Source organism: Sphingopyxis sp. BE235, assembly GCF_031457175.1.
Taxonomy (GTDB): Bacteria; Pseudomonadota; Alphaproteobacteria; order Sphingomonadales; family Sphingomonadaceae; genus Sphingopyxis.
In genome coordinates this window covers 1,426,117-1,450,924 of the sequence record NZ_JAVDWC010000001.1, presented here as the reverse complement: position 1 = coordinate 1,450,924, position 24,808 = coordinate 1,426,117, and the positions used below count along the sequence as shown (strand labels likewise).

General features: G+C 64.3%; 19 protein-coding genes. 9 read left to right on the top strand and 10 right to left on the bottom strand.

Going from position 1 to position 24,808, the window contains the following annotated elements; translation table 11 throughout:
- Positions 1-17: 17 nt before the first annotated feature.
- The 3 genes from phnY to psrA are packed head-to-tail and all read right to left on the bottom strand — an operon-like array spanning position 18 to position 3,845.
- Positions 18-1,475 (bottom strand): phosphonoacetaldehyde dehydrogenase, encoded by a 1,458-nt coding sequence (gene phnY, locus J2X38_RS06810; protein WP_310252497.1) that lies wholly within the window; start codon positions 1,473-1,475, stop codon positions 18-20.
- A 1-nt stretch (position 1,476) separates the two neighbouring features.
- Complete coding sequence (gene phnA, locus J2X38_RS06805) at positions 1,477-2,718, bottom strand: phosphonoacetate hydrolase (protein WP_310252724.1); 1,242 nt, start codon at positions 2,716-2,718, stop codon at positions 1,477-1,479.
- A 17-nt stretch (positions 2,719-2,735) separates the two neighbouring features.
- Positions 2,736-3,845 (bottom strand): iron-containing alcohol dehydrogenase PsrA, encoded by a 1,110-nt coding sequence (psrA, locus tag J2X38_RS06800; protein ID WP_310252495.1) that lies wholly within the window; start codon positions 3,843-3,845, stop codon positions 2,736-2,738.
- A 101-nt stretch (positions 3,846-3,946) separates the two neighbouring features.
- Here psrA and J2X38_RS06795 point away from each other — a divergent pair, with 101 nt between their 5' ends.
- Positions 3,947-4,852 (top strand): LysR substrate-binding domain-containing protein, encoded by a 906-nt coding sequence (locus tag J2X38_RS06795; protein WP_310252493.1) that lies wholly within the window; start codon positions 3,947-3,949, stop codon positions 4,850-4,852.
- 290 nt (positions 4,853-5,142) lie between these two features.
- On the opposite strand, the gene J2X38_RS22945 is transcribed toward J2X38_RS06795, so the two are convergent.
- Complete coding sequence (locus J2X38_RS22945) at positions 5,143-5,325, bottom strand: helix-turn-helix domain-containing protein (RefSeq protein WP_405053435.1); 183 nt, start codon at positions 5,323-5,325, stop codon at positions 5,143-5,145.
- A 36-nt stretch (positions 5,326-5,361) separates the two neighbouring features.
- Here J2X38_RS22945 and J2X38_RS06790 point away from each other — a divergent pair, with 36 nt between their 5' ends.
- A complete protein-coding gene (locus J2X38_RS06790; RefSeq protein WP_310252491.1) occupies positions 5,362-9,153 on the top strand; it encodes a CHAT domain-containing tetratricopeptide repeat protein in 3,792 nt (1,263 codons plus the stop codon).
- 52 nt (positions 9,154-9,205) lie between these two features.
- Here the strand turns inward: J2X38_RS06790 and J2X38_RS06785 are convergent, their stop codons facing one another.
- The 4 genes from J2X38_RS06785 to J2X38_RS06770 are packed head-to-tail and all read right to left on the bottom strand — an operon-like array spanning position 9,206 to position 14,430.
- A complete protein-coding gene (locus tag J2X38_RS06785) occupies positions 9,206-10,339 on the bottom strand; it encodes a tyrosine-protein phosphatase (RefSeq protein WP_310252489.1) in 1,134 nt (377 codons plus the stop codon).
- A gap of 20 nt (positions 10,340-10,359) precedes the next feature.
- Positions 10,360-11,145 (bottom strand): SDR family oxidoreductase, encoded by a 786-nt coding sequence (locus J2X38_RS06780; protein WP_310252487.1) that lies wholly within the window; start codon positions 11,143-11,145, stop codon positions 10,360-10,362.
- 55 nt (positions 11,146-11,200) lie between these two features.
- Positions 11,201-12,238, bottom strand: a complete 1,038-nt coding sequence (locus J2X38_RS06775) for a metallophosphoesterase (RefSeq protein ID WP_310252484.1) — start codon at positions 12,236-12,238, stop codon at positions 11,201-11,203.
- 11 nt (positions 12,239-12,249) lie between these two features.
- Positions 12,250-14,430: a TonB-dependent receptor gene (locus J2X38_RS06770; protein ID WP_310252482.1), complete on the bottom strand. Its 2,181-nt coding sequence runs from the start codon at positions 14,428-14,430 to the stop codon at positions 12,250-12,252.
- A gap of 170 nt (positions 14,431-14,600) precedes the next feature.
- Here J2X38_RS06770 and J2X38_RS06765 point away from each other — a divergent pair, with 170 nt between their 5' ends.
- Entirely contained in the window at positions 14,601-15,227 is a 627-nt protein-coding gene (locus J2X38_RS06765) for a TetR/AcrR family transcriptional regulator (RefSeq protein ID WP_058539011.1), read from the top strand.
- A 45-nt stretch (positions 15,228-15,272) separates the two neighbouring features.
- Here the strand turns inward: J2X38_RS06765 and J2X38_RS06760 are convergent, their stop codons facing one another.
- Positions 15,273-15,899 (bottom strand): TetR/AcrR family transcriptional regulator, encoded by a 627-nt coding sequence (locus tag J2X38_RS06760; RefSeq protein ID WP_037511828.1) that lies wholly within the window; start codon positions 15,897-15,899, stop codon positions 15,273-15,275.
- 131 nt (positions 15,900-16,030) lie between these two features.
- Between J2X38_RS06760 and J2X38_RS06755 the strand changes: the two genes are divergently transcribed.
- The 6 genes from J2X38_RS06755 (at position 16,031) to J2X38_RS06730 (ending at position 22,214) form a co-directional block, all read left to right on the top strand.
- Positions 16,031-18,268, top strand: a complete 2,238-nt coding sequence (locus tag J2X38_RS06755) for a TonB-dependent receptor (protein ID WP_310252477.1) — start codon at positions 16,031-16,033, stop codon at positions 18,266-18,268.
- 56 nt (positions 18,269-18,324) lie between these two features.
- A complete protein-coding gene (locus J2X38_RS06750) occupies positions 18,325-19,182 on the top strand; it encodes a tyrosine-protein phosphatase (protein ID WP_310252475.1) in 858 nt (285 codons plus the stop codon).
- 223 nt (positions 19,183-19,405) lie between these two features.
- On the top strand, positions 19,406-20,377 hold the full coding sequence (locus tag J2X38_RS06745; RefSeq protein ID WP_310252473.1) for a flavin reductase family protein: 972 nt from the start codon (positions 19,406-19,408) through the stop codon (positions 20,375-20,377).
- A 32-nt stretch (positions 20,378-20,409) separates the two neighbouring features.
- Positions 20,410-20,958, top strand: a complete 549-nt coding sequence (locus tag J2X38_RS06740) for a VOC family protein (protein ID WP_310252471.1) — start codon at positions 20,410-20,412, stop codon at positions 20,956-20,958.
- Positions 20,959-20,967: 9 nt separating this feature from the next.
- Entirely contained in the window at positions 20,968-21,681 is a 714-nt protein-coding gene (locus J2X38_RS06735) for an EthD domain-containing protein (RefSeq protein WP_310252469.1), read from the top strand.
- Positions 21,682-21,707: 26 nt separating this feature from the next.
- On the top strand, positions 21,708-22,214 hold the full coding sequence (locus tag J2X38_RS06730) for an SRPBCC domain-containing protein (protein ID WP_310252467.1): 507 nt from the start codon (positions 21,708-21,710) through the stop codon (positions 22,212-22,214).
- Positions 22,215-22,303: 89 nt separating this feature from the next.
- Here J2X38_RS06730 and J2X38_RS06725 read toward each other — a convergent pair whose 3' ends face one another.
- Positions 22,304-24,670 (bottom strand): TonB-dependent receptor, encoded by a 2,367-nt coding sequence (locus tag J2X38_RS06725; protein ID WP_310252465.1) that lies wholly within the window; start codon positions 24,668-24,670, stop codon positions 22,304-22,306.
- Positions 24,671-24,808: the final 138 nt, after the last annotated feature.

Genomic DNA, 24,808 nt, shown 5'->3' with positions numbered 1-24,808 from the left:
GTTTTTATGACAAAATATTAAATATTCCAGGGGAGCGACCAGGTACGGACGTTGGTAAAGCCCTTCATCGCCTCGACGACGCCCTCCTTGTCGCCGAGACCCGAATCCTTGACCCCGCCGAAGGGCGACATTTCGATCCGGTAGCCGGGGACTTCCCAGACATTGACCGTCCCGACCTCGAGCTCGGCGACGAAGCGCGTGACATAATCGAGGCGGTTGGTGCAGACGCCCGACGACAGGCCGTAGGCGGTCGAGTTCGATATCCGGATCACCTCCGAAATATCGTCGGGGCAGCGCACGATCGGGATCACCGGGCCAAAGGTTTCCTCGAACACCAGCTCGCAGTCGGCCGGCACATGATCGACGACGGTGGGCGCGAACAGTGCCCCGCGCCGCGGCGCGCCGTGCAGGATTTCCGCGCCGCGCTCGACCGCATCGTTGACGCGGTTTTCAAAGAGGATCGCCGAGCGTTCGTTGATGACGGTGCCGACGTCGGTGGACGGATCCATCGGATCGCCGCTTTTCAGCAACTTCGCCTTTTCGGCGACGAGTTTCGCGAAATCGTCGGCGACGCTGTCGACCACCAGGATTCGCTTTACCGCGGTGCAGCGCTGGCCCGAATTCTTCGTCGCCCCCGCCACCGCAAGCTCGGCCGCCTTGTCGAGGTCGGCGTCCTCCATCACGATCAGCGGATCGTTGCCGCCGAGTTCGAGCACCTTGCGCTTGTAGCCCGCGGTGTTGGCGATGTGCTTGCCGACGCGCACCGAGCCGGTGAAGGTCACAAGGTCGGCATCGGGGTCGGTGATCATCGCGTCGCCCATCGTGGACGGATTGCCCGTAATCACCGAGAGCATCTCGGGCGGCAGCCCCGCCTCATACAGCACGTCGGCGAGCGCGAGCGCGGTGAGCGGGGTCAGCTCGGTGGGTTTCAGCACCACGCGATTGTTCGTCGCGATCGCCGGCGCCAGCTTGTGGCTGACCATGTTGAGCGGATGGTTGAACGGCGTGATCGCCGACACGACACCGAGCAGCGGCACGCGCGTCGTGAAGATCTTGCGTTCCTTGCCCATCGGCGAGATGTCGCAAGCATAGATTTCGCCATCATCCTTGATGGTGAGCTGCGCCGCGAACGACCAGACGTCATAGGCCCTGCTCGCTTCGTAAAGCGCGTCCTTCCAGCACAGCCCGGTCTCGGCGACGATCAGCCGAGCGAACTTCTCCTTGCGATCGCGCAGCAGTTCGGCGGTGCGCTGCAAAATCTGCTGGCGCTCGTACCGGCTCAGCTTCGGCTTGAACGCCTTGGCGGTGCGGAACGCCTCGCGGACATGCTCGGGCCGCGCCGCCGGAACTGTCCCGGTCAGCGTGTTGTCATAGGGATTGCGGACCTCGATGACGTCGTCGGTCTGGACGAGCTTGCCCGCGATGCGCATCGATTCGAGGCGGACGGGCTGGCTGGGGCTGGTGTGGATGTTCATCTCAGCGCACCAGGTTCAGCGCCATGTCGAACGCGTCGAAATTGCGCAGGACGCGATCGGGGGCCACCTCGGTCGGGCGGTTCGAGATCAGCGGCACGCTTTGCTCGGTCAATCCGCCATGGCTGCGCAGCGGTTCGGTCAGGCCCGAAAAATCGTGCCGCGCGGCCGTCGTGCCGAGTACCTTGTGGCGATCGCAAATGACGACGACGTCGCCGATGCGGTCGATCGGCAGTTCAAAGCGCTCGCCTGCTTCCGCGGCCGAAATCGCGACCGTCACGCCCGCGACCGCGCCCGCGATGTCGATCACCGACTGCACCTTGTCGGCATCGACATAGACGGTCGCGAAGGAGCCGAGCGCGCCGTGGTGCGCGACATAGGGATCGGTGATCGGCAGGATCACGCGGGCGGTGCCCGCGCCGAGCGCCGCATCGAGCACGTCCTGAAGATAGATGACGTCGGGTTGCTGGTCGCTGTCGTGCTTGTCGTTCATGCCATGGTCGGCGGTGATGACGATCGTGCAGCCGGCGGCATCGAGCTGCCCGACATAGCGGTCGAACATCGCATAGAAATCATTCGCCGCCTTGGCGCCCGGTGCCGCCTTGTGCTGCACATAGTCGGTCGTCGACAGATACATGAGGTCGGGGCCGAAGCTGTCCAGCAGCTTGACGCCCGCGGCGAAAATGAACTCCGAGAGGTCGGCAGAGTAAACGTTCGGGAGCGGCAGGCCGACGAAATCGAGCACGTCCTCGATGCCGTTTTCGGCCTTGGTCGCCAGGTCGGCCTTTTCCGACGAAAAAGCGATCGCGGTGCCGTTCGTGAAGTCCAGCCCCTTGCCCAGCAGCGTGCGCAGCTTGTCCTTGGCGGTGACCACCGCGATCTTCATCCCGGCCTGTTGGGCGGTCGCGAAGATGGTCGGCACGCGCAGGAACTTCGCGTCGTTCATCATCACCTCGACGCCCGCCTCGCGGTCATAGAAGAAATTGCCCGAAATGCCGTGCACCGCCGGCGGGCGGCCGGTCACGATCGACAAATTGTTCGGGTTGGTGAAGGTCGGAACCACCGACAGCGCGGTCCGGTTCGTTCCGGTCTTCAGGATGCGGTCGAGGTTCGGCGCGACCCCCGCCTCGATCGCGGCCTCGATATAACCGGGTTCGGAGCCGTCGAGGCAGATGACGACAACAGGCCGGTCAGGATGCGCGTAAGCGCGGCCGTTGACGACGAGGTCGGCGGGGGTGGTAGGCATGTTCACAAATATTCTCCTCAGGCCGCGCTGGACAAAAAGGCATCGCGGGTGCCGATAAAATTGCGCCCTCGCTCGCCGTCGAGGGCATCGTCGATCGCCGCGAGCCAATTCTCGCGCGTGACGCCGTAATCGGTCGCGTCGGTCGACACGCCGAGCCCGGTCAGGAAGGCGTCGAGCCGGTCGGCGCCCGCGGCGAGGTCGGCGCCGAAGATCCGCGCCAGCGCCTGGTCGCAGGCCGCGTTCTGGCCGATCGCGCTGCGCATCACGGCGGGCAGCATGAACGAGCAGGCGATCCCGTGGACGGTGCCGTGGTGCAACGTCAGATAATAGGACAGCGAATGCGCGAGCGCGGTCTTGGTGTTCGAGAAAGCGAGCCCCGCAAACAGGCTGGCGCGCGCCACGCGGGTCCGCAGCTCGAGATTGCCAAGGTCGTCGACCAGCTTGGGCAGCGCATCGATCAGCTCGCTCGCCGCGAAAATGGCGTGGTTGGCCGAGACAGGGTTGGCGTTGACGTTCCAGATGCTTTCGAGCGCATGCGACAGCGTATCGAGGCCCGTCGCCAGCGTCAGCCCGCGTGGCACCCCCAGCGACGTGGACGGGTCGATGATCGCGTGCTCGGGATAAAGGTCGGGGCGGTTCAGCGAATATTTCTTGCGCGCATCGGTGTCCCAGATCGTCGCCCAAGAAGTGACCTCGCTGCCGGTGCCGAAGGTGGTCGGCACGGCGATGATCGGCATCGCTTTCACCGCCTCGGCGCCCTTGCGACCTTCGAGGAAGTCCTGGACGTTGGCGAAGTCGCCGCTCGAGACCGCGAGCGCCTTGGCCGAATCGATCACCGATCCGCCGCCGAACGCAACGATGACTTCGGGGGTCGTCGCGGCAGCGCCAAAGGTGCGACACAGGCCGCGCAGCCCGTTGAAGCTCGGGTTCGGCTCAACCTCGCGCACTACGACTGCGGGGGCGCCGACACGGGCCGAAATCGCCGCGACGATGTCGTCGAAATAGGGATGGTCATTATAGGTGACGAGGCAAAAGCTGCGGCCCGCAACCTTGTCGCCGACCGCCGCCACGGCGTCCTCGCAAAATGTCACCTCGACAGGATTTCCATATTTCCACGAAACGGACATCGGCGCTTTCGTCCTCCCTTTGCTCTTGTTGGAAAGCCTTGAAGCCGAAGCGCGACAGATTATCCAATTGATAGTTTTCGCCGCATCTATATAAAAAATCTATGAGATACACACAGCTCCGATCCTTCCACGCGGTCGCCGAAACCGAGAGCGTCACCGCCGCGGCGAACCGGCTGAACATCAGCCAGCCGACGCTGACCACGCAAATCCGCCAGCTCGAGGAGGAATATGCGGTCGAGCTGTTCGTGCGCACCGGGCGGCGGATGCGCCTCACCGACGCCGGCCGCGAGCTTCAACAGATCACGCGGCGAATGATTGCCGACGAAGCCGACGCCCGGCATTTCCTGACCGAGAGCCGCGAGCTGCGCACCGGCCATCTCCGCGTCGGCGCGGTCGGACCTTTTCATGTGACCGAGATGCTCGTCGCCTTTCACGCCCGCTATCCCGAAATCGAAATCTCGGTGTCGATTGGCAACTCGAACGTCGTCCTGCGCAACCTTCTCGAGTTTGAATCCGACGTCGCGGTGCTGGCCTATGTCGAAAATGACGACCGGCTCTGGTATTCCCAATATAGCGAAAGCCCGATCGTGGCATTCGGGCGCCGCGACCATCCCCTATTCGCGCCGGACCGCGACCATATCCGCATCGCGGACCTCCATGACCAGCCGATGGTGGCACGCGAACATGGCTCGAACACCCGCCGCGCGAGCGACGAGGCCATGGCGAAGGCGAATGTGCGGCCGAAAATCGTGATGGAGATCGGCAGCCGCGAAGCGGTGCGCGAGGCGGTCGCGAGCGGCGTCGGCTTCGGTTTCGTCTCGAGCGCCGAATATATCGCCGACGAACGCATCCGCAGCCTGCCGGTCGTCGATGCCGAAATCTTCAACTATGCCCATATCGTGTGCCGGCAGGACCGGTTGCAATCGCGCCTGATTTCCGCGTTTCTGGATGTCACCAGCGCATTGCATTCCACCGAGCACCGATCCTTGGCTGCTACGGGCCGATAGCAGACAATTTCTTTCGGCCTCTTTTGTGCGAGAAGCAGCCGTCCGCGATCTTTGGCAATGAGGCAGTATGCGCACGAGACTAAGCATTTGCGTAAAGAAGGCCTCCTATCGATCGGAGGAGGAGGCGCTTGCTGTGGTTCGACGCTCTGAGTTGCAGCTCCGGATATACCGCTGCGATCGCTGCCGGCTGCTCCACCTAACGAGCCGTACAAAAGGCAAGCTTTCTCCTCGATGAGGCTCCCCTCGCCAGTGGTCACGCGCACGCCGCAGTCGCGAGGAACCGGCAGCCGTCAGCGGTGACGAAACACGACCGGCGTCGCTCCCGTAAATCGGCGAAATCGCCGGTTGAATTCCGAGAAGTCGCCGAAGCCCGCATCGAAAGCCACCTCGCTCGCGGGTGTTGTCTGGATGAAAGCGGTACGAACTGGGAAGCGTGCTGGCGGAACCAATGCCGTGCCCGCCTGTTCCAACATCCAATGGGACCGATTTTCGATCGACCGCAATCATTCATGGAAAAACATTCACTTCGCGTCATCCATCGCCTTGGCTGGCTGGCCTGCATCCTGATGACGGCGCAGCCTGCGCCCCTGCGGGCGCAAACGACATCCGCGGCGCAACCGGGCGACACCGCGGTCCAGCCGCTCATCGATGCCCGCAAATTTGACGAAGCCGAAACGATCCTGCGCGATCGCCTGAAGGCGCATGTCACAGCGGACAGCATGGAGACCGCCGCGGCCGCGGGCGACACCGAATGGCTGGCACTCCTGCTTGCCATGACAAAGCGCGCCGAGGAAGCCGAACCCCTGATCCGGTCCGCGGTGCGAACACGCGAACAGCTGGGCGACGACAGGCTGACGGGCCGCAGCCTCAACCGCCTCGCATCGGTCCTGCTCGAACGCGGGCGGTATGAAGAGGCCGAGGCCGCAGCGCGGCGCGCCATAACCCTGCTCTCGGCACCCGGCCTGGCCGACGACCGGCTGATCGCGGCTTGGGGCAATGCCGGACGGATACTCGAAGCCCGCGGCCGGCTTCCGGAAGCTATTACGGCCTATAGCGAAGGGGTCGGCGCCGGTCGGCGGATGCTCGGCGACGGCAATGCGGTGGTCGCTGCACTGCAATCACTGCTCGCCGATGCCGAAGCGAAGATGTCGGCCTATCGCGAACGCTCCGCGGGGCAACGCCGCAAGGTCGATGCGGTCGCGGACGCGACAGGCCGCGACAGTGTCGAAACCGCGCGCGAACATTATTTGCTGTCGCTCTATCTGGCGCTGCAGGGCGACATCGCAGAGGCCGAAACGACCGCGGAACAGGCCTATGCAATCCAGGCCCGCGTGCTCGGGCGCGATCACGCCGACACCCGCGCGTCGCTCTACCAGCTTGCCACGATACTCCGCCGCGGTGCGGAAGCGCGCGCTCCCGCCCATGAACAGCAAGGCGATTCAGCGCCGCCAGCCCCGGCGAGCATCGCCATGGTCGGCGATACCGAAAAGGAGATCCGCGAACTCATCGATGGCGGCAAGTTCGTCAAGGCCGAAGCCGCGGTTCGGGCACGGATGGCCCGGCGTTCAGCCGGGGACCGATCGCCGGGCGCGGCAACCGACATGGAGACGCTCGCGAACATTCTCTATCTGACCGGCCGCGCTGACACCGCCGAAACGCTGATGCGGAACGCCATCGGCATTCGCGAGCGGCTCGGCGACCGCGCCGCGCACGCCGCGGCGTTGCGGCGGCTCGCGCTCGTCCAGAGTGTACGCGGCCGCTATGCGGAGGCCGAAGCCAGTGCGCGCCGCGCGATCGAACTGCTCACGCCGTCGGATGGGGAAACGCGATCATTGTCGGCGGCGTGGGGCACCCTGGGCGAAGTGCTCGCCGGGCAGCGCCGCCGGCCGGAAGCCTCGACGGCAATCCAGAAGGCGATCGAATATGGCAGGCTCGCACTCGGCCCCGAGGACCCTTTCGTCCTCGAGGAATATAATGATTTTGCGCTGAACCTTGAGGAAATGGGCGACCTGCCGGGCGCCGAGGCGATCTATCGCCGTAATCTCGAAACCCTCGTCCGCACGAAGGGGCGCGAAAGCCTTGGGTCCGCGCGAACGCTCGCCTTGCTGTCGACCAACCTCGACCGTCAAGGGCAGGAGCTGGAAGCCGAGGTCCGGCTGCGCCAGGCGATCGCGATCCGCGAGCGCCACCTGGGAGCGGGCAATCCCGACACGCTCCGCTCGCTCGGCAATCTCGTCGGCCTGCTCATCAAGAGCGCGAAATATGACGATGCCGGCGCGCTCCAGGCACGCGTCATCGCCTTGCGTTCCGCACTTCCCGAGAGCAACCTGGAAGAGAATATCGCCGACCTCGGCCGAATGGGCGCGATCCTCGCCAAGCAGGGCAAGGCCGAAGCTGCGATCGATTATCAGCGGCGCGCGCTGGCGCGCGCGGCCGGCTCGCTCGATCCCGGTCACCGCTATGTCGCGATCGCGTCGATGGAACTGGCCCGATCGATCGCGCGCAAGGATCCCGCTTCGCCCGAATATGTCAGCCTTATGCGCGGTGCGGTCGCGCGCGCGCGCGCGGAACGAACGCGCGTGCTGTCGGCGCGGGATGTGGCGGGAGCAAGCGCGGGTGAGCGCGCGGTCGCCGCCGCCGTCAGTGAAGGCGGCTGGTCCGACGCCTCGGGGGCCGGCACCTTCGCGCTGGCGCTCACTCTCTACGCCAATCGGGCGACGCAGGTCCGGAGCGAGGAAGCGAAGCTGCGATCCGAATCCTTCCGCATTGCGCAGGATTTGACATCGAGCGCATCGACCCGCGCGCTGGCCGGTATCGTCGCCCGCGAAGCGCTTGGCGATACCCCGCTCGCCCTGCTGGTGCGACGCCAGCAGGATCTGGCCTCGGAAATCCGCGACCTCAACCACACCCTTGGCACGGCCATGATCGGCGTGCCCGACGCCGCCGAAAATTTGAAGGACAGGATCGGGACGCTGGGCCGGGAACTTAGTGAAATCGACGCCCGGCTGCGTCGTTCCTACCCCGATTACGCGCGCCTCGCACTGCCCCAGCCCCTGAGCGAAGACGAGGTGCGCCGCCGTCTGCGTCCGGGCGAGGCGCTGCTTCTCGTCACCGAGGGCGAACTTTATGATTTCACCTTTGTCGTGACGACCAAGGGGGCGGGCTGGCACGCGGTGCCGCGGCTCCAATCCTTCCTGCGCGGCACGATCGAAGCGTTTCGCTGCGAGGTCGATCCCCAGACTTGCAGCGGCATCTGGACCGCCTCGCCGCTGTTCGAGCGCCGCTACGCCTGGGATCTCTATCGCTTCCTCGTCCAACCGCATGAGCCGCTGCTCAAGGATGTAAAGACCCTCTATGTGACGACTTCGGGTGCGCTCGCCGACCTTCCCTTCGCCGCCTTCATCACCGCCGAACCCAAAGGGCCCGACTCCGAGAAGGCGCTCGCCGCCACCCCCTGGCTCGGCGATCGATTTGCGATCGTTAACCTGCCGTCGGTCGAATCCTTGCGGACGGGAAAGCCGCGGTCGGCCGGGCGAAACGCACGCCCCTTCATCGGTTATGGCGCACCGGTGCTGGCCAAAGCGGGGAGCAAACGGGCCGCTGCCACGGGACTCTCGCCACGGACCGGAGGGATCGGCGGCGCCCTCGCCGATCCCGAACGCCTGCGCGCGCTTCCTTCGCTTCCCGGCACCGAGGTCGAGCTGAACGCGATGGCGCGCGCGCTCGACGCCGACATCGACGCAATCCACCTCGGCCCCGATGCCACCGAGACCGCCGTCCGAACGAACACGCGATTGCGCGACGCGCGCATCGTCGCTTTTGCCACGCATGGCATATTGCCCGGCGAGATCGAAGGTTTCGCCGAGCCCGGCCTGATCTTCACGCCCCCAGGCCACGCGACATACGCCGACGACGGTATATTGACCGCCGCCGAAGCCGCCGAGCTCGACCTCTCGGCCGAGTGGGTCATTCTGTCGGCCTGCAACACGGGAACGACCGGAGGGCCTGGCGGGGCCGACGCCCTATCGGCGCTGGCACGTTCATTCCTATATGCCGGCACCGACGCACTGCTCGCGAGCCGCTGGCGCGTCGGCGATAGGGTCACGGCTGCGCTCACGGTCGAAACACTCGTCAACGCGGCGCGGAACCGGAAGGCAGGCAAGGCGGCGGCCTTCCAATCGGCCATGCGCGCGATCCGATCGGGCAGGCGCGAAGACGGCACCGTGGTGGAAGGCTGGACCAGTGACTGGGCGCATCCCGCCGCTTGGGCGCCATTCACCCTGATTGCGACGGACAATTGACACAGGACGCCAAATGCTGCCTGCTGTGCAGAGCCGGACGCAAACACGGCGGCTATTGCGGCGCCCCCGCCAGCAAGGTCGTGCGAAGCCGGTCGATCGCGGCATCATCCAGGCCAATCCCCTCGCGAACATAGCGGTCGAACGAGCCATAGCGCTTATCGACTTCGGCAAAGGCCGCCTCGATATAGGCGGCGCGCACGGTCAAGACCGGCTCGAGATTTTCCCGCACGATCGGCGTCGGCAATCGGGCGAGCATGGCGATTGTCGCTTCGTTCTTGGCGCGCAGATAGTCGTTGCTGGCAAGATAATCGGCCATCACCGTTTCGCGCGGCACGCCGAGGAGGGTCAGGATCACCGCGCTCGCCCAGCCCGTGCGGTCCTTGCCGGAGGTGCAGTGATATAGCGTCGGTCCGGCGCCTTCTGCACTGATGCGGGAGAGCAGCGTGTGATAGGCGCTGCGCGCGCTGTTCAACGAGACGAAATCGCGGTTCGCCTCGGTCAGCATCTCCGCGCCCTTGCCCGCCGCGATCGTTGCCATCGCCTGACGCATGTCGCCGCCGACGCTGCCCTTGCTGTCCGCGACGACGTCGAGCAAGAGATGCTCGGCGCCAGCGGGCAGACGATCGGGTTCATGGCCGCGTTCGCTTGCGGTGCGCAGATCGGCGACGAGCGCGAGGCCCAGATCGCCCATCGCACCGAGGTCGCTATCGCTCAGGCGGTCGAGCTGATCCGAACGATAGATCATCCCCATCTTCACCCAGCGGCCGTCGGTGGTGCGATAGCCGCCGATATCGCGCAAATTGGGGGCCGTCCCCAGGTGAAGCCCGCGGTCGGCGATGACCAGCGGCTCGCCATGATCGGGAACGAGCGCGAAAAACCAGCGCTTGCCGGGGGCTAGGCCGGAAACGTGGATGCTGCCCGTAGCATCGCCCTGCCCCACCGGTTTCGACCGGTCGCTCACTGCGGAATCGGTGCCCGCATACACCGTCACCCGGCGCGCACCCGGCGCCGACCAGTTAATCGTGCCATCCGCCGATACGCTGGCGGCGGTGAAGGGAATGACGCCCGACTGTTCGGCAACCGCGCCGGCGACCGGCCGCTTGTCGACCGTCGCACATGCCGGCAGCGTCAGGACCAATGCGGCTGCAAGCGCCGCCCGCCACATCCGGTGATCGTCATTCCGCATTTTCAGCTTCCTTCCTGCGCTCAGCCGCGCTGCGACGAGATGTTGCCGCCATCGACGACGAGTTCGGCGGCGGTGATGTAGCTCGCTTCGTTCGAGAGCAGGAAGCGCACGACGCGTCCGATTTCCTCGGGCACGCCGATGCGTTCGAGCAGGATGCGTTTTTCGAAAAAGCCCTCGGGCAAATTGTCGACCGCCGGCTTCATCATCGGCGTCATGATCTGGCCGGGCGATACCGAATTGATCCGGATCTTGTCGCGCGCCAGCCGGTCGGCGAGCGAGCGGACGAGCGAGAGCATCCCGCCCTTGGCCGCGCTGTAGATCGGGTTCATCGCGTTACCGAGCGTCGCGTTGATCGAGGTGATCGCGACCACCGCCGACCCCGGATTGGCGGCAAAGTCACCGTGGAGTTGCTGCGTCAGCAGCGCGAGCGGACGCAGGTGCGTGTTGATGCCTGCCGCCCAGCTTTCGGGCGTGATTCCTTCCAGCGAGGCGGTGTCGACGATGCCCGCGGCGTGGACGAGCCCGCCCAGCGCACCGAGCGCATCGCGGCTGGCGGCGATCGCGGCCGGATAGGCGTCCAGATCGGTGAGATCGACGCCTAGGCCGATGGCCTTTGCGCCGAATTCCCGCGTGATCGCCGCGGCCTCGGCCTCGGCCTTGCCGGCATTGATATCCCAGAGCGCAACCGCTCGGCCAACCGCAGCCAGCGCGCGCGCCGAGGCGAGCCCGATCCCGGACGCCCCCCCGGTGACGATGACGGCGGTCCCGGGCGCGCCGAGCGCGGGCGAAAGATCAGTAAACGTCATTGTGGAACAATCTCCATGATGCGGGCCATTCTAATTTCTGCGCCGATTATCCGTGTCATCGGGCCGGCGCGACCGGTGACGGCCCCTGCTTTCCGAAAAAACCGTCGAGCTTCACATTGCTGACACGCGGCGCGCCGTCGGCGACCGAAACCCACATCACATGATCGACGACCGCGGGATCGTCTGGCGCGCCCCCCGGTATGCCGCCCGTCGTACCGAGCTGGATATAATCGTGGCCGCCGCGCGCTTCATAGGCATATTTGTGGTAATGCCCCGCGAGCATGGTGTGGGGACGGCCCTTGAGCAGCCCCTCGATCTCGCGGAATGCCGGCGAATCGACCTTCCACGCCGGCCGATGCATGAGCACGAAGGTCCAGCGCGCCTTGGGGCTTTTCGCCAGCGCATCGCGGACCATCTTCACCTGATCGGCGCTGAACGCGACATTCTCCGAAGCGCGGAACTTGCCCGCCAGCTCGGCCAGCTTCGGGTCGCTCGCGAACAGCGCCTCGGCCTTTGCGGGATCGCCGTTAATCGCCTTGAACACCGACATCATCGCATCGGCGCCATATTGCTCGACCAGTTTCGCCCGCGCGATTTTGGGCTGGGGCGGATCCTCGGTATTGAGGACGAGGAACAGCGCGCCCTTATAGGTGAAGCTGTAATAGTCGGCGCCCAGACGCTTGCGCCATTCGCTCCGCTGCACCTCGTTGGTCAGGTCGTGATTGCCGGGCACATAGAAGAAGGGGACGCTCAGCCGGTCGATCGCGGCATTGACCTCGTCCCATTCCTTGCCGAGCTGCGCCCGATCCTCGCTATTGCCCTCGATGAGGTCGCCGATGTTGATGACGAAATCGGGGCGCAGTGCCTCGACCTTGTCCATCGCATCCTCAAACACCCCGGGGCGATGCTTGCCGGTGCGGTCGCCGATGACGACGAAGCGGAACTCGTCGGCGCCGCCCGCGAAATCCTTTTGCGTGCGGGCGACGCCGGGCGTGCCCGCGCGAAAGTCTTTCGCCCCTTGCCCGGCGCCGATGGCGACGCCGGACAGAGAGAGGGCGAGCACGCCGCCGAGCAGCAAGGCCGCATATCGCATCGCGAATCCCCTTAGAATTCGATGCTCAGATCGACGCCATAGGTGCGCGGTTCGCCAAACAGCGCGCCGGGGCGGCCGATGTTGAACTGCGTGACATAATATTCCTTGTCGGTGAGGTTGCGGCCCCACAGAGCGACACGAAGGCCGTCGACGCCCGGAATATCGGCCAACGTCAGCCGCGCGTTGAGCAGGCCATAGTCGCCGACGATGAACTTGCCGCCCGAGATGCTCGAGCTGACGTACTTGTCGCTCTGCATCGTGTAGTTCACATTGGTCGAAAATGTGCCGACCGGCGTCGTCGGCAGATCATAGTTGACGTCCAGCCCCAGCGAGTGTTTCGGCGCGTTGGAGAAGCGGAAATTGGCCGAAATGTCGTTGCCCGTCGCGTCGACGATCTCGTCATATTGCGCATCAAGATAGCCGTAGTTGATCGAGAAACGCAGCGCGCGAACGGGCGCGAGCGTCAGATCGGCCTCGATGCCCTTCACCGTCGCCTTGCCCGCGTTGAGCACGTCGGTGATCCGGACATTGGTCGGATCGGACTGCACGTTGATCTGGATGTCCTTGTACTTCGACTGGAAGGCCGCGACGTTGAAGCGCAGCTTGTTGTCGAGGAACTGGCTTTTCATGCCGAGTTCGTAGGACCAGAGCGTTTCCGAATCGAACCCCTGGTTGAAGCGCGGGATCGAGCTGGCGCGGGTATTGTACCCGCCGGACTTATAGCCCTTCACCACCTTGCCATAGACATTCACATTTTCGGCGAGGTCGTAGGCGAGAATGACGCTGGGGCTGAAATCCTTGAACTTTCGGCTGCCGTCGCCAACGCCGGGCACCGGCACGATCGGGCCATTATTGACCTGCGTCTGGCGTGCGAGCGTCGCTTCGCGCTTGTCCCAGCTCTGGCGCGCACCGACCGTCAGGTGAAGACGCCGGTCGAGCCATTCGGGGGAATAGGTCACCTGCCCGAATAGCGCCCAGGACTCGTTCGCGATCGTGGTGGTCGTGAAGCTGCGCGTCCGCGTCGGCGGGCTGAAGCTGTTGCTGAAATTGTCGCCCTCTTCGGAGAACCAATAGCCGCCGACGACATATTCGAGCTGGCGATCGAGCGCGTCGCCGACAAACTGAAGCTCCTGGCTCCACTGATCCTGCGTGGCGCGGCTGCTGTTCTTCTGAAGCGGCGTCGGGCCGAGCACGCCCGTCAGATAATCCTGATTCTGGAAGTTATCGAGCTTGCGATACCCCGTGATCGAGCGGATCGTGAGCGAGTCAGCGGCGTTCCACTCGCCGATCAGGCTGTGCCCCTCCGACGTCACATCATTGGCGAGCAGGTCGCCGACCAGCGGGCTGCCGGCCTTGGGGCGCGGCGCCTTCAGCGGATGCAGCGGCGAGAAAGCGACGAAGATCGGCGTGTCCTGAATCTCCGAACGATCATAGCTGTAGCGCAGGCTGATCGCGTCGGCGGGTTGCCACAACACATCGGCGCGCATCGCCTGGCGATCCTTGTCGCCCCAGCGCTTCACCCCGGTGCCGGGGTTCTTGACAAAGCCGTCCTGCTGGATGTTCGCATAGGAAAAGCGCGCCGCCAGCGTGCTGCCGATCGGCACATTGACCGCGGCCTTGAAGCGGCGATTGTCGTAGTTGCCGAGCGTCACCTGCCCCTTGAAGCCGAAATCGCCGAGTTCGGGCTTTTTGGTGATGAAGTTGATCGCGCCGCCCGTTGCGTTGCGACCATAGAGCGTGCCCTGCGGCCCGCGCAGCACCTCGACGCGCTCAAGCTCGGCGACTTCGAGCGCCTGCCCCTGGCTGCGCGCGACATAGACGCCGTCCATATAGACCGCGACGCCGGCATCCTGCGTGATCTGGTCGTCGCTCAGGCCGACGCCGCGCATGAAGATCTGCGTCGTCGCGGCACTGTTGGGGTGCGGGGTAAGCTGAAGATTGGGCACGTTGGCGCGCAGGTCGGTGAGCCCGCTGATCCCCCGGGTCTCCAGATCGCCGGCGGTGAAGGCGGCGATCGAGATCGGGGTGTCCTGAAGCGATTCCTCGCGCTTCTGTGCGGTGACGACGATTTCGCCAAGGCCCGACGCCTCGTCGGGTGCGGCATCGGCGGTCTGCGCCAAAGCGGGATGCGCCGCGGTCATCGCGAGCGTGCAAAGCAGCAGACGGACCCGCGGCCCGGAAACCTTATTCATCGTAATCCCCTCCATCGAACATTCGGGCGAGCGATCGCCTCGTTTCACGATTCTACCTTCGTGTAGGTAGATTTCTACCTTCATGCAGGTAGATTGCAAGCAGGATTTGATTGCGCCAAAAGGGAGCGCGCTTCACAGGCGCTGACACGAAAGGTTTTTGAGCATTGAGCATGAAGCCCATCAGGCACGCGCGCGGCGAAGCGACGCGTCAGGCAATCCTCGAGGCGGCCGAGACGGTTTTCGCCGAGGTCGGCTTCACCACGGCACGGCTGGAGGACGTCGCCGCCGCCGTTGGCATCCGCCGCCCGTCGATCGTTTATTATTTCTCGAACAAGCAGGAGCTTTATGACGCGGTCGAGGAGGACATCTTCGCCTCCATGCACCGCGAAGCACTCGGCCACATCGCACTGCACGACAAGCCGATCGACAAGCTGCTCGCGCTGCTCGATGGGTGGCTCGACTTCCTCGTCGCGCGGCCGACCGCGGCGCGGATCATCCAACGCCTCGTCGCCGACGTCTCACCGCGCCGCGGCGACCCCACGCAATTCTCGAACATATTGCTGCGCGATGTCGAGATCGTGGTGAACGAAGGCGTGGCCGTCGGGGACTTTCGTCCGCTGCCGCCGATGCATGTCGTCAACGCGGTGGGATCGAGCTCGCTCTTCTACGTGTGCAACAGCAAGCAACTTGGCTCCAACCGCAGCTATGACGCCGCCGACCCCGCGGAACTCGAAAGTTTCCGCGAGCTGCTTCATTTGCTGACCCGCGCAGCCGTCGCCCCGGCCACGCCCGGCTAAACGCCATGGCAAGGCGGCGTTTGCCGTTCCCCGGCAACACCGGTGTCAGGGCAGCACGGCGGCGCGTGCGAGCTTGTGCAGCAAAGTCCTGAAGACCGCCTGATCCGCCGGATCGGACGGTTCATAACGCCGCTGTTCGCCGACCTGACGGCTGTTGCAGACGAAGAAGAGAATGCCGCCAGCCACGCCGTTGATAAAGGTCATCGTCGAAAGCGGGACAAACACACCCTGCGCGATGCCATAAGCCAGCGTCCGGTCCATGTCTTCTAGCGCGACAGAAGAGAACTCCATCGGGTTGCCCTGCTGAACGGCGGTATCGGCAACGAGGCGCTGAAGAATTCGGGCGGCCGTCGGACGACCGACGAAGAAGTCGAGCCAGGCGTCCAGATGGGCGAGCAACTTGGCGGTCGGATCCTCGACATCCGCGGTTCGCGCCTCGCAAGCCATGTGCATAGCCTCGAAAATGCGCTGCTCGACGGCGTCGTACAGCATCTTTTTCGTCGAGAAATGATGAAGCAGCGACGGCCGGCGAATGCCGACCGCATCGGCCATATCCTCGAGGCGCGCGGCCCTGAAGCCTGTCGCGGCAAACACCCGTTCGGCTTCGTGCAGGATGGCCTCGCGGGTCGCATCCGCGCGCTCCTTGCGCGTCGACGGGATCGGAATCGTCATATGCATCGCCGCTATTTGGCGCATCCGAATGCCGCTTGCAAATCTCCCTTCCCCGATTACAAATTCACCTACTCATTAGTAGGTGAGTCGACGCGGGAACAAATATCCGCGCAAAACGGGAGGGAGAGCATATGTCGATAGAAGGATTGCGCCTGTCACGTATCGCACTCGCGGCCTCGGCCGCGACCTGGCTCGCGGCAACGCCCGCGACCGCGCAGGAAAGCACGGAGAGCGAGAATATCGGTGTCGCCGACATCGTGGTGACCGCCCAGAAGCGTGAAGAAAATCTTCAGGACACGCCGATCTCGATGGTGGCGCTGAGCGCAGAGACGCTCGAAGAAAAGGGCATCGGCTCGCTTTCCGACCTCTTCACCGGCGCGGTCCCTTCGATCCGCATCGCGCCCTTCGTCGGCCGCGTCTCAGCCGTCAGCATCGGCATGCGCGGGCTGGTTCCGGTCGACGCCACACAGGTCAGCCGTGATCCCACGGTCGGCATCTATATCGACAGCGTCTATCTGGGCCGCGTGTCCGGGCTCGGCATGGAGCTTGCCGACATCGAACGCATCGAGGTGCTGCGCGGGCCGCAGGGCACGCTCTTCGGCCGCAACACGATCGGCGGCGCGATCAGCGTGGTGTCCAAAAAACCGACAGGCGAAGCGAGCGTCGACCTCAAGGCGGGCATCGGCAACTACCGCGGCCGCTCGTTCGCCGCGCACGTCAACCTGCCCGAAGCGGCGGGCCTCAGCGTCAAGGTCGACGGGGTGTTCGAGGGGCGCGGCGGACTGGTGGAAAATCCGCTGGGCAGCGCGCTCGACTATGGCGAGGTCAAGCGATACGGCTTCAAAATCTCGGCGCTCTGGCGCCTGGCCGACAATCTGTCGCTGCTCTATGCCTATGATCTCTCACGCGACAAATCGACGGGCTATTATCATTACATCACGGCGTCGACGCAGTCGCCCGCGGTCACGCCATCCTTCATCAAGCTCGATACCGGCCGCGTGCGAACCGGGCGCTTCGGCTTCCCCGTCTTCCGCAATCCGCAGGAGGCCAAGGGCCACAGCCTGACCGCCGAATGGGATGTCAGCGACGCGCTGACGATCCGCTCGATCTCGGCCTGGCGCAATCTCGATTCGACCCAGCTCGACACCGACGAGGGATCGAACACGACCTGGGGCCCGAACCGCCGCTTCGCCCGCCTGAGCTATGCCAATGTGAAGCAGAACCAGTTCAGCCAGGAGGTCCAGCTCGTCGGCGATGTCGGCGAACTGAAATTCGTCGTCGGCGCCTATTATTTCGAGGAAGAGGGCCAGGACGAGGCGATCGTCTATTCGCTGGGAACGCTCAATTCGACGCTGACCGGGGTCAATTTCTTCCCCGCGCCGTCGCCTGATGGCGGCGCGACCCGGCTTCCCGATCGCGCGGCGCAGGTCGATGTCAAATCCAAGGCGCTGTTCGGGCAGGCGACATGGTCGCCCGAAGCGCTGCGCGGGCTGCATATTACCGCCGGCGCGCGCTACACCGACGATCATAAGGACGGCCGCCTTCTGTTCATCGCGGGGGTGAACCCGAACCTGGATTTCGTCTTCGATTCGAGCCGCATCGATCCGATGGCGACGATCGCCTATGACTTCAGCGAGGACATCAACGCCTATGTGAAGTGGAGCCGGGCCTATCGCGCCGGCGGCGCCAACACGCGCTCGGTGATATTGCGCACCTTTGGCGAGGAGGAACTGACGGCGTGGGAAGCGGGGGTCAAGGCCGACCTGTTCGACCGTCGGCTGCGCGTCAACATCGCCGCCTATATGAGCCGCCTCTCGAACCAGCAGGTGGATTTCCTGAATCCGGTTTTCATATCGAATACGGAAACGGTCAACGCGCCCGAAAAGCGCAAGATCAAGGGGATCGAGGCCGATATCACGCTCGTTCCGGTGCGCGGCCTGTCGCTGTCGGCGAACTATGTCTACACCGACGCCCCGCCCACACCCGTGCAGAATATATTCACCGGCGTGATCGAACAGGCATCGTCCGCCTTCACTCCGAAACATGCGGCGTCCTTTTCGGCCGACTATGTCTTTCCCGCTTTTTCCTTTGGCGAGCTGCGTGCCTATGTCGGCCTCGATACCGCCGGGAATTACATCCCCAACGGCACGGTGACGGTCAAGGCGGACAAGGCGTTGCTGCTCAATGGCAGGCTGACGCTGGGCAACATCGATCTGGGCGGCGTCGGCGAGCTGGAAGTCGCGTTGTGGGGCAAGAATCTGACCAACGCGACCTACAATCTCTTTGATTTCCGCATCCCCGGCAGGACCACCGCAACGCTCTATAACGAGCCGCGAACCTATGGTCTCGAAGCCCGGGTAAAATTCTGAAGAACCCAGCCCGGCGGCGGCTTTTCCGTCGCCGGGCAATTGCGGGAGAAAAGGACATGAAAAAGGCATTATTCGGGCTGCTGTTGCTCACGCCGACGATGGCGATCGCTCAGCATGCGCCCACGGCGGCGCACACCGATCCCGCAACGACCAGGACGCGCGAGATCGCGCTCACCGGCGGCGACAATTTCCGCGACATCGGCGGCTACCGGACGAAGGACGGTCATTCGATAGCCTGGGGCAAGCTGTATCGCTCGGCGTCGGTCGGCCGCTACACCGCGGACGATCAGGCATTGGTCCGCAAACTGGGCGTCGGGTCGATCATTGACTTGCGCTCGACGCGCGAGCGTCAGACCGACAAGACCCCGTGGATGCGGGACTCTGGCCTCGGCTACTGGGCGCGCGACTATGACCTGTCGGGCGGCAATCTGGGCGCACTGTTCGCGAAAGGTACGACGCTCGACGCCGGAACGATGCGCGGCGTGATGATTCAGGGCTATCGAGGCTTTCCCAAGGAACAGGCGGCGTCCTATCGCATGCTGTTCGACAGGCTTTTGACCTCCGACAAGGCGGTCATCGTCAACTGCACCGCGGGCAAGGATCGCACCGGCGTCGGCGTGGCGCTCGTTCTGAGCGCGCTTGGCGTTCCCTATGACACGATCATGGAGGATTATCTGCTGAGCAACAGCGCGCTCGATATGGAGGCTTTGCGCGCCGATGCCGGGATGAACGCCGCGATGTCGGCGTTGCCGGCCGATGTTGCGAAACCCCTGCTTGGAGTCGAACGCGCCTATCTCGACGCCGCCTTCGACCAGATCCGCAAGGACTATGGCGACGTCGACACCTATCTGGCGCGCGAACTCGGTGTGGATTCAAAGGCTTTGCAGCGGCTGCGCAAGCAGATGCTGCGCTAGAATGAGGCGTGGGGTCAGCCGGCAGGCCGATCTCGTCCGCTTCACCCTGCGCAGCGTCGCCGTCCTCGGCTGACCCGCCCCCAAAAGGGGGTGGCGGCGCGCCCGCCAGCGCCGCAATCCGGGCGTCCTATCTAGTCCAATTGAGCGATGCGCGGCCGCGGCCGGGCGATAGGGTCGACACCTGCCCGCCCATCGATCGCGGCCGGATGAGGAGCAAAAGGTCATGGCCGCCAATCCCGACGCCATCGCATTCCGGAGCGCGCTCGGCGCGTTTGCAACCGGGGTCACGATCGTCACGACGCGGAATGCGGCGGGCGAAGATTGCGGGCTGACCGCCAACAGCTTCAACTCGGTCTCGCTCGATCCGCCGATGGTGCTGTGGAGCCTCGCGCGCACGTCGAAGAGCATGGAGGCGTTTCAGGGCGCCGCGCATTTCGCGGTGCATATCCTCGCCGCCGATCAGGAGGCGCTCTCGAACGGTTTCGCCAAACGCGGCGCGGACAAGTTCGCCGGTGCCAAAATCGAGCGCGGCGAAGGCCACGTGCCGCTGCTCACCGGCTGTACCGCGCGTTTCCAGTGCCGCACCGCCTATCAATATGAGGGCGGCGACCACATCATCTTCGTGGGCGAGGTCATTGCCTTCGACCATGAGGACCGCGCACCCCTGCTCTTCCATGGCGGCCGCTACGCGCTTGCCGCGCGCAAGGCCGCGATGCTCACCGCCTGCGATACCGGCACGCAGCCCGCGGGCAGTTTTGGCGAGGATTTTCTCGGCTATCTGCTCGGCCGCGCGCATTTCCAACTCTACGGGCGGATGCAGGAAAGCTTGCGCGATCATCATCTCGACGCCACCGATCACTTCATCCTGAGCGTGCTGGGAATAAACGACGGACGCACCATAACCGAGATCGACGGTCTGATCGGCTATACCGGCGCGCACATCACCCCCGATCGTATCGCATCGCTCGCGGCGCGCGACATCGTCCGGACCGATACGCCCGACCGGATATGGCTGACCGACACCGGCCGGCGTGTCCTCGTCGAACTCGCCGCCGCCGCCAAGGCCGCCGAGGAGGACGCGCTGGGCGCTTTCGACGAGAATGAAACCGCGCTGCTCAAACATCTGCTCAAACATGTCATCCGCAGCACCGATCCCGGACTTCCTGATCCGTGGGCGGCGCAGGAGACACCGTAAACGCGACGCCCATAATGAAGGAATGCCCGAGGATGGAGAAGATACGGACAATCGCGGGGCATGGCCCGATCGCCCAGATCGCCTGGCTGACCGAGGATCTGGATCGCGCGATCGACCAATGGCGCCTCCTCGCGGGCGTCGGGCCCTGGACCGTCTATCGCAACGTCACGCTCGACGGCCACTATCGCGGCGCGCCCGCGACGATCGGGATCGATGTCGGACTCGCGTATCAAGGCGAGACCCAGATCGAGCTGATCGCGCCGCACGGCACCGGCCCCTCGCCCTATCATGACGAAAATGGCCGCGTACGCGTGGGCATGCACCATGTCGCCTGGCTAGTCGACGATGTCGCGGCGGCCGCGAAGGATGCCGCCGCCGCGGGCCTCGTTCCGGTCTTCAGCGCCGAGAGCGGGGGCGGTGCAACGCGCGTCGCCTATCTCGAGGCCCCCGACGAACCCGCGATCCTGCTCGAACTGATCGAGGCGACCCCGATGATCCGCGACGGCTTCACGGCAGGGACCGCCGCCGCCCGCGATTGGGACGGCAGCAACCCCGTTACCATTTTCGACTTCGCAGCCTGAGGGAGCATCATGGAAAAGGTCATTTACGCTCTGTGGAAAGACAGCGCGGAGGAAGACGCACGCTTCACCGCGCGGCTGCTGGGCGACATCGCGCCGCGGCTCGGCGGACTGGCGCACGCGATGCGCGTCAATGTGCAGGACGACAGCGTCGCGAACGGCACCTCGCCGCGCATGACCTCGACCCGCCCGCAGATGGATGCCGTGGTCCAGCTCTGGCTGCCGAGCGCAAACGACCCCGAACGCGCCGCCGTCGATGCGGTCATCGCGGACGCCGCGCCGCGCCATGCCGCGTGGCTGGCGAGCGAATCCACCATTATCGCCAACACTCAGCATCCGCCGACGCCCGGTGTGCGCACCGAAGGCTTTTCGCAGATCGTCTTTCTCGGTCTGCCGCCGCGGCTGAGCTGGGGCGCGTGGCGTGATGCGTGGCAGCGCCAGCATTCGGCGGTCGCGGTCGATACGCAAAGCAACTTCGAATATGTGCAGAATCTGATCGTGCGGCCGCTGAGCTATGGCGCACCCGCCTATGTCGCGATGGTGGAGGAATGCTTCCCCGCCGCCGCGCTGACCGACGAGGCGGTCTATTTCGACGCGGCGGGCGACGCCGCGCGGCTCGCGGAGAACCAGCGGCTGATGATGGAAAGCTGCGCGCGCTTCATCGATTTCGACCGGATCGACTGCATCCCGACCAGCCAGTTCGATGTTCGGCCGTTCGCCCGCTAAAGCCCCACAAATCGAAAGGATATGTCGTGCGTGATAAGGATGAATCGCTGACCTATGTCGATCCCGACGCCATCGTCCGCTCGGAGCGCGTCGAAATCGACGCCCCCGCCGCGGTGGTCTGGGAGATATTGGTCGATCTGCCCCGCTACGGCGAATGGAACCCCTTTTGCATCGCGGCGGAATCCACGCTCGCCATGGGCGCGCCGGTCAACATGACGCTCAAAAGCTATACCGAACCCGATACGGTCTTTCCCAATTGCGAATATGTCTGCGCGTTCGAGCCCGGAAAGCTGCTGTCATGGGAACTTCCCCATGCCGAAGCCTGGCCCTATCCGGCGCGGCGCGATCAGGTCATCGAAGCGCTGGGCGAGAATGCCTGCGCCTATCATTCGACCGATGCCTTTCTGGGATCCAACGGCATTCATGTGATGCGCTTTGCCGGCCCTTGGGTGAAACGCGCTTTCGACGACACCGCTTATGCGCTCAAGGCCCGCGCCGAAGCGATGTATCGGGACCGCAAAACCGCGGGGTGATCCCCGGCCTCAACCCGGACTGAAAACAGTGAAGCCGGGGGTCGCTCATTTGCGACCCCCGGCTTCACGAGATCATGGCATGCGGCTCTCTAGAATTTGAAGCCCAGCTCGACGCCAAAGCTGCGCGGATCGCCGTACATTACGCCGGCGAAGCCGAGCGAACCGAAGTCGATCCCCGAGAGCGCATAATCTTCCTTGGTCAGATTCTTGCCCCAGACCGAGATCGAAGCTTTGGCGCCGCCGACCGCGATGTCGGAGATCGAGAGCCGCGCGCTCAGCAGGCCGACCCCGCCATCGGAGATTTCCTCGTTGAACGGATTGACCGGGTGCCAATAGACTTTGCTGCGATAGCTCCAGTCGGTGCGCGCGATGAATTTCCCGAAATTGCCGAGTTCGGTTTCATATTGTGCGCCGATATTGGCGGTCGTCGCGGCCGAATATTGGAACTTGGCGACGTCCGAAATATCGGTCGGGACACCGGTCATCGGATCGACGAAGGTGAATCTTTTATATTTGCGGTCGGTGTAACCGAACGACGCGTCGACGGTGAGCCCATCGGTGATCTGCGCCTGAAGCTCGGCCTCGATACCGGTGTAGGTGGCCTTCGCGGCATTCACCGTCGTGCTGGCCGCCCCGCCGGTGCCGGCAAGGAATTGCTGCACCTGAAGGTCGTCATAGATCGCGTGGAAAGCGGCGACGTTGAAGCGGACGCGGCGATCGAACAGCTCGCTCTTGAACCCGATTTCATAGGACACGAGGTCCTCGGGATTGAAGCCATTATTGTCCGCCGCACGGGCGTTGAAACCGCCCGCCTTATACCCCGTGCTCACACGGGCATAAGTCATGATGTCGTCGCTCCAGTCATAGGAGATATTGGCAAGCCAGTTCAGGCGATTGAACTTGCGCGTCAGGTCGCGCGGCGCGGTCGGTGCCGGCGCCGACTGGATCAGATGCTTCTTATCCTCGGTATAGCGAATGCCGCCGGTAATGCTCAGCCGGCTGTCGAGCGCCGCCGGTTTCCAGGTGAGCTGGCTGAACGCAGCCACCGACCGCGAGATGTGGCGATAGGACAACAATGTGTCGAGGTTGACGCCAAAGCTATTGAGGTTGACCCCCGGCGCGATCGGGATCGGCACCGGCGACGGGAGGACCAATGTGAAGCCCTGCGGATTCACCTCGGTCGCGCGCTCGCGGAAATAATAGCCGCCGAGGACATAATCGAACTCGTCGCCGATCGAGCCGATCAGGTTGAATTCTTGGCTGAACTGTTTTTGATGCCGCTCATTACTGGTGTGGAACAGGTCGATCGGGCCGATGCCCTGCGGAATGAAGGCATTGGGCGGCACCAGAATCGCCGGGCTGACGAGGAAGCCGACGAGCCCCCCATTGCCGTCGAGATCGGAGCTGTCGCTCACATTGTCCCACTTGCGATAGCCGGTGATCGAGCGCAGCGTCGCATCGCCGATCTCGAGGTTGAGCGTCAACGAATGACCTTGCACCTTGTCATGCGCATTGCCGTCGCGATCGAGCCGGATCTGCGACAGCCGGTCCTGCGAAACCTGCGGCGCGGTGCCACCGAACGCGGGCGAGAAGCTCAGATACTGGAGGATGTCGGGGCGGATCGCGCGCAGCTGGAACGCATTGGCGCGGCCGTTGCGGTCGCTTGAATCAAAGACATAGTCGGCGGTAAAACCGGTGCCCTTGTCAAAGCGCACCGCGGCGCGGACGGCGTCGGTGTTGCGCGCGCCCGGATCGCGCTTGTCGGACGGTTCGAGCAGATTGTCGACGGTTCCGTTGCGCTGACTGTGGTAATAGCCGAGCTTCAGCGCCAGACCGGTGTCGCCCAGTTCGCCGGTGTCGATCAGCGCCTTCACCATATATTCGTCGAAGCTGCCGTAGCCGACCTGCAGGCGGCCGCCGAAATCCTTCGACGGCTTGGCCGAGATCAGGTTGACCGCGCCGCCCGTCGTGTTGCGGCCATAGAGCGTGCCCTGCGGCCCGCGGAGGATTTCGACGCGTTCGAGGTCCATCATGTCGAACAGCGCGCCCGCCGAACGGCCGACGATGACGCCGTCGACATAAAGCCCCACCGCGGGATCGGCGGTCAGGATCGGGTCGTTGTCGACGATGCCGCGGATCGAAATCGACGGGTTGGCCGTCGCCGACGGCGTTTCGGTGATGATGAGGTTGGGCGCTGCGCTGCCAAGCGCGGCGACGCTGGTGATGCCGCGCTGCTCGATGGCTTCGGCATTGATCGCACTGATCGCGAGCGGCGTGTCCTGCAGGCTCTCCGCGCGCTTCTGCGCCGTAACGATGATTTCGGTCAGCCCCTCGGACGCGGCACCCTCGGCCTGCGGCGCCTGTTCGGCCTGCTGCGCTTGCGCGGCGCTGGCCATCCAGGGCGCGATCAGCGCGATGGCGGCCATCTGCGTGCGGCGATGTGTGCGTGCCTTCATCAGTCCCATCCCTCCTGCTTGTCAATTATGGCGTATTATGCGCCACTTTTTGTCAATTTTCACATGATGCGTAATATATGCAATACATACCTACGCAAGCAGGTAATTCAACACCCCCTTTTGGGGGTGGGGGCGCGG

Coding starts and splice junctions, on each gene's coding strand:
- phnY (WP_310252497.1), bottom strand. CDS start 1,475: ATGAACATCCACACCAGCCCCAGCCAGCCCGTCCGCCTCGAATCGATG.
- phnA (WP_310252724.1), bottom strand. CDS start 2,718: ATGCCTACCACCCCCGCCGACCTCGTCGTCAACGGCCGCGCTTACGCG.
- psrA (WP_310252495.1), bottom strand. CDS start 3,845: ATGTCCGTTTCGTGGAAATATGGAAATCCTGTCGAGGTGACATTTTGC.
- J2X38_RS06795 (WP_310252493.1), top strand. CDS start 3,947: ATGAGATACACACAGCTCCGATCCTTCCACGCGGTCGCCGAAACCGAG.
- J2X38_RS22945 (WP_405053435.1), bottom strand. CDS start 5,325: ATGTTGGAACAGGCGGGCACGGCATTGGTTCCGCCAGCACGCTTCCCA.
- J2X38_RS06790 (WP_310252491.1), top strand. CDS start 5,362: ATGGAAAAACATTCACTTCGCGTCATCCATCGCCTTGGCTGGCTGGCC.
- J2X38_RS06785 (WP_310252489.1), bottom strand. CDS start 10,339: ATGCGGAATGACGATCACCGGATGTGGCGGGCGGCGCTTGCAGCCGCA.
- J2X38_RS06780 (WP_310252487.1), bottom strand. CDS start 11,145: ATGACGTTTACTGATCTTTCGCCCGCGCTCGGCGCGCCCGGGACCGCC.
- J2X38_RS06775 (WP_310252484.1), bottom strand. CDS start 12,238: ATGCGATATGCGGCCTTGCTGCTCGGCGGCGTGCTCGCCCTCTCTCTG.
- J2X38_RS06770 (WP_310252482.1), bottom strand. CDS start 14,430: ATGAATAAGGTTTCCGGGCCGCGGGTCCGTCTGCTGCTTTGCACGCTC.
- J2X38_RS06765 (WP_058539011.1), top strand. CDS start 14,601: ATGAAGCCCATCAGGCACGCGCGCGGCGAAGCGACGCGTCAGGCAATC.
- J2X38_RS06760 (WP_037511828.1), bottom strand. CDS start 15,899: ATGACGATTCCGATCCCGTCGACGCGCAAGGAGCGCGCGGATGCGACC.
- J2X38_RS06755 (WP_310252477.1), top strand. CDS start 16,031: ATGTCGATAGAAGGATTGCGCCTGTCACGTATCGCACTCGCGGCCTCG.
- J2X38_RS06750 (WP_310252475.1), top strand. CDS start 18,325: ATGAAAAAGGCATTATTCGGGCTGCTGTTGCTCACGCCGACGATGGCG.
- J2X38_RS06745 (WP_310252473.1), top strand. CDS start 19,406: ATGGCCGCCAATCCCGACGCCATCGCATTCCGGAGCGCGCTCGGCGCG.
- J2X38_RS06740 (WP_310252471.1), top strand. CDS start 20,410: ATGGAGAAGATACGGACAATCGCGGGGCATGGCCCGATCGCCCAGATC.
- J2X38_RS06735 (WP_310252469.1), top strand. CDS start 20,968: ATGGAAAAGGTCATTTACGCTCTGTGGAAAGACAGCGCGGAGGAAGAC.
- J2X38_RS06725 (WP_310252465.1), bottom strand. CDS start 24,670: ATGAAGGCACGCACACATCGCCGCACGCAGATGGCCGCCATCGCGCTG.